General features: G+C 73.7%; 12 protein-coding genes. 4 read left to right on the top strand and 8 right to left on the bottom strand.

Annotation, left to right across the window (positions count from 1 at the left end; translation table 11 throughout):
• Positions 1–41: 41 nt before the first annotated feature.
• The 6 genes from ACIPM1_RS03610 to ACIPM1_RS03585 all read right to left on the bottom strand — a co-directional run bounded on the left by ACIPM1_RS03610 (position 42) and on the right by ACIPM1_RS03585 (position 7,887).
• The gene (locus ACIPM1_RS03610; RefSeq protein WP_402428391.1) at positions 42–1,568 is read right to left on the bottom strand and encodes an aldehyde dehydrogenase family protein; all 1,527 of its coding nucleotides are present in this window, start codon (positions 1,566–1,568) and stop codon (positions 42–44) included.
• 243 nt (positions 1,569–1,811) lie between these two features.
• Positions 1,812–3,089 (bottom strand): hypothetical protein, encoded by a 1,278-nt coding sequence (locus ACIPM1_RS03605; RefSeq protein WP_402428388.1) that lies wholly within the window; start codon positions 3,087–3,089, stop codon positions 1,812–1,814.
• 171 nt (positions 3,090–3,260) lie between these two features.
• Positions 3,261–4,250 carry a malate dehydrogenase gene (locus ACIPM1_RS03600; protein WP_402428385.1) on the bottom strand — a complete coding sequence of 330 codons (990 nt, stop codon included), beginning with the start codon at positions 4,248–4,250 and terminating at the stop codon, positions 3,261–3,263.
• 392 nt (positions 4,251–4,642) lie between these two features.
• Positions 4,643–6,028 (bottom strand): helix-turn-helix domain-containing protein, encoded by a 1,386-nt coding sequence (locus tag ACIPM1_RS03595; RefSeq protein ID WP_402428382.1) that lies wholly within the window; start codon positions 6,026–6,028, stop codon positions 4,643–4,645.
• Positions 6,029–6,548: 520 nt separating this feature from the next.
• The gene (locus ACIPM1_RS03590) at positions 6,549–6,989 is read right to left on the bottom strand and encodes a DUF3017 domain-containing protein (protein WP_402429382.1); all 441 of its coding nucleotides are present in this window, start codon (positions 6,987–6,989) and stop codon (positions 6,549–6,551) included.
• A 43-nt stretch (positions 6,990–7,032) separates the two neighbouring features.
• Positions 7,033–7,887 carry a bifunctional methylenetetrahydrofolate dehydrogenase/methenyltetrahydrofolate cyclohydrolase gene (locus tag ACIPM1_RS03585; protein ID WP_356182362.1) on the bottom strand — a complete coding sequence of 285 codons (855 nt, stop codon included), beginning with the start codon at positions 7,885–7,887 and terminating at the stop codon, positions 7,033–7,035.
• Between the two features lie 252 nt (positions 7,888–8,139).
• Between ACIPM1_RS03585 and ACIPM1_RS03580 the strand changes: the two genes are divergently transcribed.
• The 4 genes from ACIPM1_RS03580 to ACIPM1_RS03565 all read left to right on the top strand — a co-directional run bounded on the left by ACIPM1_RS03580 (position 8,140) and on the right by ACIPM1_RS03565 (position 11,849).
• Positions 8,140–8,748 carry a hypothetical protein gene (locus ACIPM1_RS03580; RefSeq protein WP_402428379.1) on the top strand — a complete coding sequence of 203 codons (609 nt, stop codon included), beginning with the start codon at positions 8,140–8,142 and terminating at the stop codon, positions 8,746–8,748.
• Positions 8,749–8,863: 115 nt separating this feature from the next.
• The gene (locus tag ACIPM1_RS03575; protein ID WP_402428376.1) at positions 8,864–9,610 is read left to right on the top strand and encodes an FHA domain-containing protein; all 747 of its coding nucleotides are present in this window, start codon (positions 8,864–8,866) and stop codon (positions 9,608–9,610) included.
• A complete protein-coding gene (locus ACIPM1_RS03570) occupies positions 9,607–11,238 on the top strand; it encodes a serine/threonine protein kinase (protein ID WP_402428373.1) in 1,632 nt (543 codons plus the stop codon). The genes ACIPM1_RS03575 and ACIPM1_RS03570 overlap by 4 nt, the downstream gene beginning before the upstream one ends.
• 107 nt (positions 11,239–11,345) lie before the next feature.
• On the top strand, positions 11,346–11,849 hold the full coding sequence (locus ACIPM1_RS03565) for a hypothetical protein (RefSeq protein ID WP_402428371.1): 504 nt from the start codon (positions 11,346–11,348) through the stop codon (positions 11,847–11,849).
• 65 nt (positions 11,850–11,914) lie between these two features.
• On the opposite strand, the gene purH is transcribed toward ACIPM1_RS03565, so the two are convergent.
• Together purH and purN are read right to left on the bottom strand one after the other, a co-directional pair.
• Positions 11,915–13,477: a bifunctional phosphoribosylaminoimidazolecarboxamide formyltransferase/IMP cyclohydrolase gene (gene purH / locus ACIPM1_RS03560; protein ID WP_402428368.1), complete on the bottom strand. Its 1,563-nt coding sequence runs from the start codon at positions 13,475–13,477 to the stop codon at positions 11,915–11,917.
• Positions 13,474–14,103, bottom strand: a complete 630-nt coding sequence (purN, locus tag ACIPM1_RS03555) for a phosphoribosylglycinamide formyltransferase (RefSeq protein WP_402428365.1) — start codon at positions 14,101–14,103, stop codon at positions 13,474–13,476. The genes purH and purN overlap by 4 nt, the downstream gene beginning before the upstream one ends.
• Positions 14,104–14,206 lie beyond the last annotated feature (103 nt).

Below are 14,206 nucleotides of genomic sequence, written 5' to 3'. Positions count from 1 at the left end.
GGCCGGGGCGTCGGGGGTGAGCCGGGCGGGGTGGGCCTGGCTCAGCCCGCGAACCAGCGCACCGGCTTGGGCGCGAGGTTCTGGTAGACGTGCTTGCTCTCGCGGTACTCGGCGAGTCCGGCGGGGCCGAGTTCGCGTCCGACGCCGCTCTTGCCGAAGCCGCCCCACTCCGCCTGCGGCAGGTAGGGATGGAAGTCGTTGATCCAGACGGTGCCGTGGCGCAGCCGCCCGGCCACGCGGCGGGCGCGCCCCGCGTCGGCGGTCCACACCGCGCCCGCGAGGCCGTACTCGGTGTCGTTGGCGAGGGCGACGGCCTCGTCCTCGGTACGGAAGGTCTCGACGGTGACGACCGGGCCGAAGACCTCCTCGCGGACGACCTTCATCTCGCGGTGGCAGCCGTCGAGGACGGTCGGCTCGTAGAAGTAGCCGGCGGCGGGGCGCTGCTCCGACGGCTCGGGCCGCCTGCCTCCGGAGCGCAGCACGGCGCCCTCCTCGAGCGCGCCGGCGACGTACGCCTCCACCTTGGCGCGCTGCTGCTCGGAGACGAGCGGGCCGCACTCGACGCCGTCCTCGGTGCCGCGGCCGAGGCGGATCTTCCCGGCCCGGCGGGCGAGTTCGGCGACGAATCGTTCCCGCACGGACTCCTCGACGATCAGCCGGGCGCCCGCCGAACAGACCTGGCCGCTGTGGATGAAGGCCGCGTTGAGGGCCTGGTCCACGGCGGTGTCGAAGCCCTCGTCGGTGGCGCACGCGTCGGCGAAGACGACGTTGGGGTTCTTGCCGCCGAGTTCGAGGGCGACCTTCTTGACGGTCGGGGCGGCCGCCTGGGCCACCTTGGTGCCGCTGACCAGACCGCCGGTGAAGGAGACGAGGTCGACGTCGGGGTGCTCGGCGAGCCGGGCGCCGACCGTGTGGCCGGGGCCGGTGACGATGTTGGCGACTCCGGCGGGCAGCCCCGCCTCGGCCAGCAGCTCGATCAGCGCGACGGTGGTCAGCGGGGTGATCTCGCTCGGCTTGACCACGAACGTGTTGCCGGCGGCGAGCGCCGGGGCGATCTTCCAGCTGGCCTGGAGCAGCGGGTAGTTCCAGGGGGTGATCAGCGCGCAGACGCCGACCGGCTCGTGCACGACCACGCTGTGGATGTCGGGCGAGCCGGCGTCCACGACCCGGCCGGGGGCCTCGGCGGCGACCAGGTCGGCGAAGTAGCGGAAGGCGTCGGCGACGCAGTCGATGTCGACCCGGCCCTCCTCCACGGTCTTGCCCGCGTCCCGGCTCTCCAGCAGACCGAGCCGCTCGCGGTCGCGCACCAGGAGGTCGGCGACCCGGCGCAGCAGGGCGGCTCGCTCGGCGGCCGGAGTGCTCGGCCATGCGCCCCGGCCGCCGTCGAAGGCGCGCCGCGCGGCCTCCACGGCGAGGTCCGTGTCCTTCTCGTCGCCCTCCGCCACCACGGCGAACGGCGTCGCGTCCGCGGGGTCGAGGATGTCGCGCGTGGCGCCGGAGACCGCTTCCAGCCACTCCCCTCCCGCGTGGATGGTGCTGTGCGCCGTGCGTTTCGCGGTGTCCGCCATGATCGGGATTGCCTTTCGTTCCTGCTCAGTGGCCCTGTGTTACACGGGTGTCACCCTCAGGGGCCTCTAGCGCCTGCCCCGTCCCCCCGAATTGCATGCGCAATCCATGGCTCGAAGTGTTCCGCGTCACGGAGTTAAGGGGCAGGAGTCAACGAAAGGGATGTATGGGGCTGGTGTGGTGACGTCCTGGTCGCGTCGAGGTGACGTCGTGGTGCGGCGTCGGCCCGATCCGGAAGAAGGGCCTCAGCCGCAGGAGCCGCCGGACGGGCAGAAGGAGGCGAGGGCGGTGGTCAGCGGGGTGGTGACCAGGCCGGGCGCCATGGTCTCCGGGCCGCTGACGCGGATCGCGTAGAGGGTGCCGTCGGATGCCTGGAAGCGGTGGTCGATCACCCGGCGGGCGCCCTTGTCCGGGTCGTCGTAGCGGTAGGTGAGCTCGGACCAGGTGTCGGCCGCGTTGCGGTCCAGCGCCTGGTAGCCCGGTTGGCGGGCGAAGCCGTAGCCGGGGTCGTTCTCGGCGAGGTCCAGGGAGGCGGCCGGGGTGTCCTCGGCGATCGCGAAGATCTGGAGCTGGCGCCCGTCGCCGGGGGCGTCGTAGTAGACCACCGGGGCCTTCTCACCCTGCTTCTGCCGCCGGGACCAGCCCTCGGGGACGTCGACCGTGTAGCCGACGGGGTCCTGTGCGCGCCGGTACCCGGCCGGGGCGGACGGGGCGAGGAAGGGGGAGCCGGACGGCGCGGACTCCTGGGGCGGGGAGGCGGCGGGAGCGGGTCCGGGGGGTGCCGGGTTCGCGGCGGGGCCGGTGACGCCCGCGTCGACGGCCGGGGCGGCCCCGGTGCCTCCGTGGCCGCGGGCCACGTACCAGACCGCGGCGCCCGCTCCCCCGCCGACGAGCGCCGTGACGGCCAGCGCGGCCAGCAGTCGGCCGACGCGGTGGCCCGCGGTGCCGGGAGTGCCGGATCCTCCGGAGGTGCCGGGGCCGGGCGCGTACGCCGGTGAGGACTGCGAGGCGCCCCATCCGGCGGGGGAACCTCCGGGGGCGGGCCCCGCGGCGGGCGGGACGCCGGCGGAGCCCCACGGCGGGGTGGTGGACGGATGCGGCAGGCCGGCGGCGTTCCACGGAGGCGAGCCGGCCGTCTGCCACGAGCCCGGCGAGCCCCACGGCGGCGTGCCGGGCGGGGTGCCGCTGCCCTGCGCCGGCGGGGCCGGCCGGGGGTGCGGAGTGGCCGTCGCCCACGGGGGCGGCACGTGCGCCGTCTGCGTCTGGGCGGAGGCCCAGGGGGGCGGGGCGGGCGGGGGCCCGGTGGTCGGGTCCGGGGCCGTACGGGTCTCCGCCGACCCCCACGGCGGGGCGGCCTCGCCCGTCCCCGCCTTGTCGGGCGTCCCGGCCGCCGCCGCATCCGGCGCCCCCGCGGCGTGCACCTCCGCGTCCGGCTCCTCGGCCGCCCAGGCCGCCCGGCCTCTCTCCTCGCTCGGCTCGCGCTCCGGCCCCGACCCGGAGCTGTGACCGTCCCAACCGCTCATCGCGAACCCCCCGAACTCCCCCTGACGGGTACGCCTTTGACGGTAGCGGCAAAAACACGCCACAGGCCCCGTTCCGGAAGGAACCGGAACGGGGCCTGTGCGAGGCCGTGACGAAGCCGTGAAGACCGGCCCGGGAACGGGTCCGGAGGACGCCGGCCGTGAGGCCGGGAATCAGATCAGGCCGAGACCGCGGACCGCCTCGCGCTCCTCCTCGAGCTCCTTGACGGAGGCGTCGATGCGGGTGCGGGAGAACTCGTTGATGTCCAGACCCTGGACGATCTCGTACGTGCCGTCCTTGCAGGTGACCGGGAAGGAGGAGATCAGGCCCTCCGGGACGCCGTAGGAGCCGTCCGACGGGATGCCCATGGAGGTCCAGTTGCCCTCGGCGGTGCCGTTGACCCAGGTGTGGATGTGGTCGATGGCGGCGTTGGCGGCGGAGGCGGCCGACGAGGCGCCGCGGGCCTCGATGATCGCGGCACCGCGCTTGGCGACGGTCGGGATGAACTCCTCGGCCAGCCACTTCTCGTCGTTCACGACCTCGGCCGCGTTCTTGCCGCCGACCGTGGCGTGGAAGATGTCCGGGTACTGGGTGGCCGAGTGGTTGCCCCAGATGGTCAGGCGCTTGATGTCGGCGACCGTGGTGCCCGTCTTCTTCGCGAGCTGGGTGAGCGCGCGGTTGTGGTCCAGGCGGGTCATCGCGGTGAAGCGCTCGGCCGGTACGTCCGGGGCGGCCGCCTGCGCGATCAGGGCGTTGGTGTTGGCCGGGTTGCCGACGACGAGGACCTTGATGTCGTCCGCGGCGTGGTCGTTGATGGCCTTGCCCTGCGGCTTGAAGATGCCGCCGTTGGCCTCCAGGAGGTCACCGCGCTCCATGCCCTTGGTGCGCGGGCGGGCGCCCACGAGGAGGGCGACGTTGGCGCCGTCGAACGCGACGTTCGGGTCGTCCGAGATCTCGATGCCCTGCAGGAGCGGGAACGCGCAGTCGTCCAGCTCCATGGCCGTGCCCTCGGCGGCCTTCAGCGCCGGGGTGATCTCCAGCAGACGAAGCTTGACCGGCACGTCCGCGCCGAGCAGCTGGCCGGAGGCGATGCGGAAGAGCAGGGCGTAACCGATCTGGCCGGCCGCGCCGGTGACGGTGACGTTCACGGGAGTGCGGGTCATGGCGTTCTCCGTATGACAGCTGGCGGTGGGGCGTCCCTGCCCCGGGGTGCGGGATCCCGCACCGGCTCGTGACCGGCGCCGCCACGATGACCGATCACGGGTACGGATGATCGATCTCTTGGCGTCAAGAGAGATCCAGCGGTCAGGCTATCGCGCCTCCGGGATCCCGGGCCGCCGGGCCCGTGTGGCCCGTCCCACAGCGTGACGGCCACGTGACGTACGAGCGGCGGCCGCCCGTCCGGGGGAGGGGACGAGGGCGGCCGCCGGAGGCGGGTTACCGGAGGACCGGAATCCCGTGGGGGTACCCATCGCCTGCCCCCGTCCGGCCCGGGCCATGCCTGGCCGGCGCCACTTGTTCCCCGCTGCTTCCCCCCTGAGCGCCGGTTCCGGCCCTACCGCGTGCAGCCCTGCTGTCCCGACGCCAGCGTCGCGCACGCCTTCATCCCCGCCGCGTCCTTCACGGCGACCATCGGCGTGTACGCGATCGTGTCCCCGGCCGTGGTGATCGTGCCGGTCTCCCGGCGCGAGCCGACCGTGACCCGGACCTCGTCGCCCTGGGCGGCCTGGGTGATCCGGCCCCAGGCCGCGCCGCAGGTCTTGCTGTAGCGGACCTCGACGACGGTCGTGCCGACGGTGGCGCTCTGGGCCGTGGTCACCAACTCGCCGCTGCAGCCCATGATTTCGGCGTCCTTGCCCGTGCACGAGGCCCCGCTGCACTTGACGCCCGGCGGCAGGTTCGGGTCGACGCTCGGGGAGGCCGCGGGCGGCTTCTTCTCACCCTCGGGCTTCCCGGCCCCGCCGCCGGTGAGGTAGAAGACCGCGCCGATCAGGGCCAGCACACCGACCAGGCCCGCGAGGAACATCAGCACCTGCTGTCTGCGCGCGCCGTTCGCGCCGGGGGCGGCGGGACGGGGGGCCGGCGGACTCCCGGCTGCGGCTCCCGCTCCGGCTGCGGCTGCGGCTCCGGTGTGCGCACCCGGACCGGCCGGCGTACGGGCCGCGGCGCCGGACGGGGACGTCGCGGTCCGGGTCGGACCGCCGGACGGCGAGGACGCGCTGCCGGGGGCACGGCCGCCCGTCGGCGACGGCCCCCGGTATCCGGCCAGGCCCCAGGAGTTGACGGGTTCCGCCGTGGCCGAGCCGGTGCCGGAGTCGGCGCCCGGCTCGGTCGCGGACTCGGGCACGGGTGCCGACGCGGGAGCGGCAGCGGACGCCGGGACGACACCCGAGCCGGTGCCGGCTCCCGAGCCGGGCGACGACGCCGGGCCGGGCGGAGTGGTCCGCGGCACCGCGTCGCGCACGTCGGCGTCGGCCGCCGTCGGCTGCGGCGGCACCGTCGGGGACGTGCCCGCGGGGCCCGCGCCCCCGGGAACCACCGTGGCGCCGCCGCTCCTGCGGGCGGTGCCGACCCCCTTGCCGTCGGCCGCGGACACCGCCCCGGACTCCCCGAGGGCGGCCCGGGCCTGGGATATCCGGATCGCCTCCATGGTCCGGTCGTGGCGCATCTCCGCCCGGCTCCAGGCCCGTTCGGCGAGCTCCCACATGGTGGTCAGGTGCACCGGGTTGGTGCCGGTGACCTCGGCCAGGGCCACGATCGCGCCCTTCGGCGCCAGCAGGCGGCCGTTCAGGTAACGCTCCCAGGACGTCTTGCTGTAGCCCGTGCGGTCGGCGAGCGCGGCGACGCTCAGGCCGCTGCGGTCCACGAGCCTGCGCAGTTGGCTCGCGAACTCCCTGACCTGCGGATCCAGTTCGTCGGGCAAGGCCTTCCAACGAGGCATCGCTTCCCCCTCTTTCCCCCGGTAGTGCTGAGTGTTCCCCGCGCGTGGTGCCCTGTGCCGAGTCCCCGTTCTGGCTACCCACAGGAACGCGCCCCGTCAGGATCCCGGTTCCCGGGGTGGGGGCGCACGGGAGCACGGGTGCCGGGGCGCGCAGCGTCGCGCGCCCGCCGGTTCCGCGGACCAGTGTCCCACCGGCGGCGCTCCGGCGGCGCTCTGCGTCGCGGGGAACAGGGGGACGCACCGCTGTGGCAGAGCGCGGACACCGTAGCGGAACGGTCACTTCCGTGCCACAGCCCACGGACAGCCGTTGAACAGCCCGTTCCCGGTGCAGCAGGGTTGATCCCGGCGGCGGCCCGTCCTTACTCGGGGGAGAGGACGGGCCGCCGTCGCCGTGTGCGGGCCGGGACGTCGGGACGCCGCGAAGTACGGGTGTTCGCACGAAAAGCAGCCGGCACAACCGGCAGGACCGGCTGCGCGGACTGGACCGGCAAGACCGGCAGGACCAGCAGGAACGGCTTCGCTAGCCGCGGACCGTGAAGTGCAGCGCGTCGTCCAGGAACGGGATCTCCAGCCACGGCTTCGGCTGGACCATCAACGCGAGCAGGACGATCACCGCTCCCAGGACGCCGTAGGTGACGATGTCCGTGAAGCGGGAGCGGACGGCGAGCATGCCCACCCGGGGCAGCAGCCAGCGCAGCACGGCGCCGCCGAGCAGCGCGACGCCGACCAGCAGCAGACCCAAGCGGAAGGCGTCGAACGCGGTCACCAGCAGCCCGAGCCCGACGGTGCCGAGCACGGCGAGCACCGGCCACTGCCGGGCGGGCGCCGGGGCGTCGCCGGGCGCGGCCCGGCCGCCGCCCTCCGGCCGCGCGGTGTCCCGGGTGAAGAGCGGGAAGCGGCGCGTGACCCGGCGCGGCGTGCCGTCGGCGTCCGGTGCGCTGACCGGGTCGCACACCTCCATCTCGGGCTCGGCGGGCCCGGCGCCCCGCGCGTCGCCCCGCGCCTCAGCCGACACTGCGCTCCGCCGCCTCGACCACGTTGACCAGCAGTTGCGCCCGGGTCATCGGGCCGACGCCGCCGGGGTTCGGGGAGATCCAGCCGGCGACCTCGGCGACGTCCGGGTGGACGTCGCCCACGATCTTGCCCTCGTCGTTGCGCGAGACGCCGACGTCGAGGACGGCGGCGCCCGGCTTGACGTCCTCGGCGCGGATCAGGTGCGCGGAGCCGGCCGCGGCGACGATGATGTCGGCCCGCCTGAGGTGGGCGGACAGGTCGCGGGTGCCGGTGTGGCACTGGGTCACCGTGGCGTTCTCGCTGCGCCGGGTGAGCAGCAGCGGCATCGGGCGGCCGATGGTCACCCCACGGCCGACGACCACGACCTCGGCGCCCTTGATCTCCACGCCGTAGCGGCGCAGCAGGGTCAGCACGCCGTTGGGGGTGCAGGGCAGCGGGGCCGGCTCGTTGAGGACGAGGCGGCCGAGGTTCATCGGGTGCAGGCCGTCGGCGTCCTTGTCCGGGTCCATCAGCTCGAGGATGCGGTTCTCGTCGATGCCCTTGGGCAGCGGGAGCTGGACGATGTAGCCGGTGCAGGCCGGGTCCTCGTTCAGCTCGCGGACGACCGCCTCGATCTCCTCCTGCGTCGCGGTGGCCGGCAGCTCGCGCTGGATGGAGGCGATGCCGACCTGGGCGCAGTCGCGGTGCTTGCCGGCGACGTACTTGTGGCTGCCGGGGTCGTCCCCGACCAGGATCGTGCCGAGGCCGGGCGTGACGCCCTTCTCCTTCAGCGCCGCCACGCGGGCGGTCAGATCGGACTTGATCGCGGCTGCGGTGGCCTTGCCATCGAGAATCTGGGCGGTCATGGCCCCATACTCCCGGATGACCGGGCCCCGGTTCCAATCCGGGGGCGCTCCCCTCCGAATGTTCCGGTGTGATCAACGATGTTGCACTATCACAACACCTGCGGAATGTGGCTGGACAAGTAAGCCCGTGGTAAAGAACGATGAAGAACAGTGCCGCGGGCAGTACCGGGGGGACCGACCGCAAACGACGTATTTCCTCCGATTCATGCTGCGCGTCGTCCCCGCACTCGGAGCAACGGAGGAAAGACCGCCATGAGTTTCGGCGACCCGAACAACCCCTACGGCCCGCCGCAGGGCCAGCAGCCCGGCTACCCGTCCCAGCCCCCGCAGGGCCAGCCCGGCTACGGCTACCCGAGCGCCCCCCAGGGCCAGCCCGGCTACGGCTACCCGCAGGCCCCGCCCGTCCCGCAGGGGTACGGCTACGGCGCCCCCATGGAGATGCCCGGCCTGATCAAGACCGCCCGGGTGCTGCTGTTCATCCTGGCCGGGTTCCAGTTCCTGGCCGGCCTCTTCATCGGCATCGCGGGCGCGGCCCTCCAGGACGCCTCCAACGGCCTCGGGTCCGGCGGCGACACCAGCACCGCGACCGGCGTCATCGTGCTGATCGCCCTGCTGATGCTGGTTCTGGGCAGCCTGTCGATCTTCCTGGGTGTCAAGTTCAAGACCGGCGGCAGCGGCATCCGCATCGGCACGATCGTGTACTCCTCGCTGCTGCTCCTCGGCAGCATCGTCAACATCGCGAACGGGCAGGGCGGTTCGGCCACCTTCGGCGGCATCATCTCGCTCGCCTTCGGCGGCATCATCCTCGCCTCGATGGTGAACAGCGCGGCCACGAACTGGTTCAACCGCCCGCGTTACTGAACAATTCACGCCATTCGCACCAAGGGCCGTGTCTCACCCCGCACAAGGGGAGACACGGCCCTGGTGCGTCGCCCTAGTCTGGCTTCGGTAGCCGTCAGGCACGGGGAGACGCACCTTGTACAGCATCATCGTGGTACCTCCGCCGACCACGGGGGACGAGCGAAGCGGCGCCCAGATCCGGCTGGCGCCCGGCGACCGCCTCGCATTCGGGCGCTCCGCCCCCGGCAACGACCTGGTGATCGCACACGACGGCGTGTCCCGCCGGGCCGGTGAGATCGCCGCCCACGGGGCGTTCTGGATACTGAGCAACCTCTCCGCCCGCCACACCTACGTCGTGGAGAACCCGGAGGGCGCGGGCGAGCACATCAAGGTCGCGCCGGGCCGGCTGGACGCGCCGGTCCCCTTCGAGTTCTCCCGGATCGTGCTGCCCGCGGCCGGGGACCTGCTGGCGATCGAGGTGTGGGCGCCGCGCCACGACTACCTGCACGGCACGGGCGGGGCGGACGGCGGGACCACCGCGCCCGCCTTCGCCGTGGACCGCACCAAGCGCTACTTCGCGGTCCTCGCCGCCCTGTGCGAGCCGCGGCTGCGCGGCGATCCGCACGCCCCGCTGCCGACCGTCGACCAGGTCGTCGAGCGGCTGCGCCCCGCCTGGCCGGCCGCGTCGCGCACGTCGGTGCAGTGGAACATCGACTATCTGGCGGTGAAGCTGCGCCTGAAACCGGGCCCCGAGACCGCGGAGACGGGCTCCCGCCTCAACGGCAAGAAGGAGTCCCTGGTCTCCCTCGCGCTCCGCTTCGACCTGGTACGGGAGGACGACCTGGCCGTCCTGGCCGTCCCCGCGAACCGGGTCGCCCGGTGACCGAGCCGTACGCCGTGCCGGTGCCGCGGGGCTACCGGGTCGGCGGCTGGGAGGTGCGGCAGCCCCTCGCGACCGGCGCCTTCGGCAGCGTGTACGAGGGCCGCCGCACCGGCGCCCCGGCGGCGGGCGAGGGCGCCGACACCCTGCCGGACACGGCCGCGCTGAAGTTCCTGCCCACCGGCACGGGCACCCCGCGTCAACTCGCCCACCTGCGCGAACTCATCGAGCGCGAGATCGCCCTGCACCGCCGGCTCAGACGGCCGCGGCTGATCCGGATGTACGAGACCCTCGTCGTCGACGATCCCGGCCGGCCCGCCCTCGACGGGGCGACCGTGCTCGTCCTGGAGCTGGCCGAGGGATCGCTGACAGCCCTCCTCGAGAGCCGGCCGCGCCCCGCGGCCGGGCCCGCGCTGCTCGCCCAGGTCTGCGAGGGGCTCGCCCAGCTGCACCGGGCGGGCTGGGTGCACGGGGACCTGAAACCGGCGAACGTGCTGCTGATGGCGGACGGTTCGGTGCGGCTCGGCGACTTCAACATGGCCGCCGAGCTGGAGGGCACCCACGCCTACACCCCCGCTTTCTCCACCCCCGACTACACCCCGCCCGAGCTGCTGTGGTCCGAGATCGGCGAACGCGGCCGCCGCATCCGCCCGTCCGCCGACGTCTGGGCCTTCGGCGTCCTCGCCCACCTCGTCCTCACCGGTTCCTTCCCGCTGCCCGGCGGCACCCCGACGGCCCGCCGGGACGCGGCCGCCGCCTACGCCCGCGGATCGGACCAGTTGCGGCTGTCCCCCGAACTCCCGGACGCCTGGCGGGAGGTGGTGCGGGACTGCCTGGCCCGCACGCACGCCGGCCGCGTGGGCACCGAGGCCCTGCTGCGCCGGGTGGAGGCCGCGGCCGGCGGTGGCCGTCCACCGGGCGGGCCCCTGGTCCAGCGGCTCGGGCGTACCGCGCTCCCTCGGATCGGCCGCGGTGTGCTGCCGGGCGGGCGCCGGCACGGCGGCCGGGCGGGAATCGTGCTCGGCGCGGCGGCCGCCACCGCCGCGCTGGCCGCCCTCGGCTACGGCCTCGGCACCTGGGCCGGTCCGGGCGCGGGCGCCGGGGGCGCCACCGCCGCCGCGACCCCCAGGAGCGGCGCCGCCTCCTACGGAGCCGCCGAACTCCGCACCGACCGGGGCGTCCCGCCCGCCTACCGCCCGCTGATCGTGGAGACCGCGCACGACTGCGCCCGGCCGGAGGTCACTTCCGCGCTGATCGCGGCCATGCTGAAGGTGGAAAGCGACTTCGACCCGGATCTCGCCGACCCCGCCAAGGACGAGTACGGCATCGCCCGCTGGACCCCGCGGGTGCTGCGCTGGTGGATGCACGACGACGGCACTCCCGCCGAGAACGTCCCCCGGCCGCCCTTCCCGCCCGCCGAGTCCATTCCGGCGATGGGCCGCTACCTGTGCTGGATCGAACCGCGCCTGGACGACGGACTGCCGGGCGACCGCCGGGTCCTGGTCGCCGCCGCCTACCGGACGTCGTACGCGAAGGTCAACGGCGCGGGCGGTGTCCCCGCGAAGTACCGCGGCTACGCCGAGCGGGTCGCGCACTACCTCCAGGAGTACACGCCACCGGGGAGGCGGTGACCCTCAGACTTCCGAGGTACCCGCGCGCGGGCGCCTCCGGCACGGTGGAACCACACCGCCTCGGCGGTACGACCAGATCCGTGCTCACGGTAGTTGGGGGAACGTCAGTGAACGTGAAGAAGTCCGCCGCGCTGCTCGTCGCGGCCACCGCCCTGCTCGCCGGCCCCGTCGTCCCGGCCGCCTCGGCCCAGCCGGGCGACGCGGCCGCCCCGCCCCGCTCGGCCGCACAGCGTTCCGAGGTCCAGCAGCGCGTCGACGCGGTGCTCGCCGGCCACCCCGGCGGCCGGCAGGTCTCCGCCGGGAAGGTGCACTTCGACGGCCTCGACGTCACGGTGTACCCCGCGCGCCAGGCCGCCCGGGCCAAGGCCGCGGCGCTCGACTGCCGTTACGGCTACCTGTGCGTGGACGTCCGCGGCACCGTCTTCAACTTCTACAAGTGCCAGCAGTGGTCCGTGTCCAACTGGTACGGCGACGGCGACTTCGTCAACAACCAGACGCCCGGCACCGTGGCCCGCTTCTACAACAAGGACGGCAGCGTGCGCTGGACGTCCACGGCGTACCAGGCCGGCCGCGCCACCTGGGACCCGATCTACTCCGTGCGTCCCTGCTGACGCGACACGGCCGCGGTCTCCGGCCCCGCTCGGGGGAGGGCCGGAGACCGCTCCTTCGTTCCGGATCAGTGGAAGAAGTGGCGGGTGCCGGTGAAGTACATCGTGACGCCCGCCTTCTTCGCGGCCTCGACGACCTGCTCGTCGCGGATCGAGCCGCCCGGCTGGACGATGGCCTTCACGCCCGCCGCGATCAGGATCTCGGGGCCGTCGGGGAACGGGAAGAACGCGTCGGAGGCGGCGTAGGCGCCGCGCGCCCGCTCCTCGCCGGCCCGCTCGACCGCGAGCCTGCAGGAGTCCACGCGGTTCACCTGTCCCATGCCGACGCCGACCGAGGCGCCGTCCCTGGCGAGCAGGATCGCGTTGGACTTCACGGCGCGACAGGCCTTCCAGGCGAAGGTCAGCTCGGCCAGCCCGGCCTCGTCCAGCGCCTCGCCGGACGCCAGCGTCCAGTGCGCCGGGTCGTCGCCCTCGGCCTGCAGCCGGTCGGCGACCTGGAGCAGGGCACCGCCGTCGATCGGCTTGACCTCGACGGGGTGTTCGGGGCGCTCGGCGCAGCGCAGCACGCGGATGTTCTTCTTCTTGGTGAGGGCCTCCAGGGCCCCCTCCTCGTAGTCCGGGGCCACGATGACCTCGGTGAAGATCTCCGCGACCTGCTCGGCCATCTCCTTGCTGACCGGCCGGTTGACGGCGATCACACCGCCGAACGCGGACAGCGGGTCGCAGGCGTGCGCCTTGCGGTGCGCCTCGGCGACGTCCGCGCCGACCGCGATGCCGCAGGGGTTGGCGTGCTTGATGATCGCCACGCACGGCTCGTCGTGGTCGTACGCGGCACGGCGGGCGGCGTCCGTGTCCGTGTAGTTGTTGAACGACATCTCCTTGCCGTGGAGCTGCTCCGCCTCCGCAAGGCCGCCCGTGCCGGAGGTGTAGAGGGCGGCGGGCTGGTGCGGGTTCTCGCCGTAGCGCAGGGTGTGCGCGCGCTCCAGGGTGGTGCCGAGGAAGTCGGGGAACTGCGAGTCGTCGACCGGCGCGTAGGAGGAGGCGAACCAGGAGGCGACGGCGATGTCGTAGGCCGCCGTGTGCTGGAAGGCCTCGGCGGCGAGCCGCTTGCGGGTGGCGAGGTCGAAGCCGCCGTCCGTGACCGCGTGCAGCACGTCGCCGTAGCGGGCGGGGCTGGTGACGACGGCGACGGACGGGTGGTTCTTGGCGGCGGCGCGGACCATCGACGGACCGCCGATGTCGATCTGCTCGACGCACTCGTCGGGCGAGGCCCCGGAGGCCACGGTCTCGCGGAACGGGTAGAGGTTGACCACGACGAGGTCGAACGGCTGGACGCCCAGCTCCTCCAGCTGCCGCCGGTGGTCCTCCAGCCGCAGGTCGGCGAGGATGCCGGCGTGCACCTTCGGGTGCAGGGTCTTGACGCGGCCGTCCAGGCACTCGGGGAAGCCGGTGAGCTCCTCGACCTTGGTGACGGGGACGCCGGCGTCGGCGATCCGGCCGGCCGTGGACCCGGTGGAGACGAGTTCGACGCCGGCCGCGTGCAGCCCGCGCGCGAGCTCCTCCAGACCGGTCTTGTCGTAGACGCTGACGAGCGCGCGCCGGATGGGCCGCTTGTTGCTCTCGGCGGTCACTGGATAACTACCTTTCGTCCCTCGATGCGATAGCCGTTGCGGGCGAGCCGCCCCACGACCTCGACGAGCAGCCTTCGCTCGACTTCCTTGATGCGCTCGTGCAGCGCGCTCTCGTCGTCCTCGTCCCGGACCTCCACCACGCCCTGCGCGATGATCGGCCCGGTGTCGACGCCATCGTCGACGAAGTGGACGGTGCAGCCGGTGACCTTGGCGCCGTACGCGAGCGCGTCCCGCACGCCGTGGGCTCCGGCAAAACTGGGCAGCAGGGCCGGGTGCGTGTTCACGAACCGCCCGCCGAACCGCGCGAGGAACTCCTTCCCCACGATCTTCATGAACCCGGCGGACACCACCAGGTCGGGCTCGTGGGCGGCGACCGCCTCGGCGAGCGCCGCGTCCCACTCCCCACGGGTCGCGTAGTCCTTGACCTTCCGCACGAAGGTCGGCAGCCCGGCACGCTCGGCTCGCGCGAGCCCCTCGATGCCGTCGCGGTCGGCGCCCACGGCGACGATCTCGGCGCCGTAGGCCTCGACTCCGCTCTCGGCGATCGCGTCGAGGAGCGCCTGCAGATTGGTGCCGGATCCGGAGACCAGCACGACGAGGCGCTTGGCCACGGGCTTGGCGGCCACGGTGGGGCCCTTTCTCGGGGAAGCTGTTTGTACGGTCGTACGAATGCTTCGCGTCCCCGGATACGGGGAAGCCTACGAACCGGCCGACCGCCAGCAACGATAC

This window comes from Streptomyces sp. NPDC086766 (genome assembly GCF_044746005.1).
GTDB lineage: Bacteria > Actinomycetota > Actinomycetes > Streptomycetales > Streptomycetaceae > Streptomyces.
This window is presented reverse-complemented; position numbering and strand designations above follow the sequence as displayed.

Coding starts and splice junctions, on each gene's coding strand:
- ACIPM1_RS03610 (WP_402428391.1), bottom strand. CDS start 1,568: ATGGCGGACACCGCGAAACGCACGGCGCACAGCACCATCCACGCGGGA.
- ACIPM1_RS03605 (WP_402428388.1), bottom strand. CDS start 3,089: ATGAGCGGTTGGGACGGTCACAGCTCCGGGTCGGGGCCGGAGCGCGAG.
- ACIPM1_RS03600 (WP_402428385.1), bottom strand. CDS start 4,250: ATGACCCGCACTCCCGTGAACGTCACCGTCACCGGCGCGGCCGGCCAG.
- ACIPM1_RS03595 (WP_402428382.1), bottom strand. CDS start 6,028: ATGCCTCGTTGGAAGGCCTTGCCCGACGAACTGGATCCGCAGGTCAGG.
- ACIPM1_RS03590 (WP_402429382.1), bottom strand. CDS start 6,989: ATGGAGGTGTGCGACCCGGTCAGCGCACCGGACGCCGACGGCACGCCG.
- ACIPM1_RS03585 (WP_356182362.1), bottom strand. CDS start 7,887: ATGACCGCCCAGATTCTCGATGGCAAGGCCACCGCAGCCGCGATCAAG.
- ACIPM1_RS03580 (WP_402428379.1), top strand. CDS start 8,140: ATGAGTTTCGGCGACCCGAACAACCCCTACGGCCCGCCGCAGGGCCAG.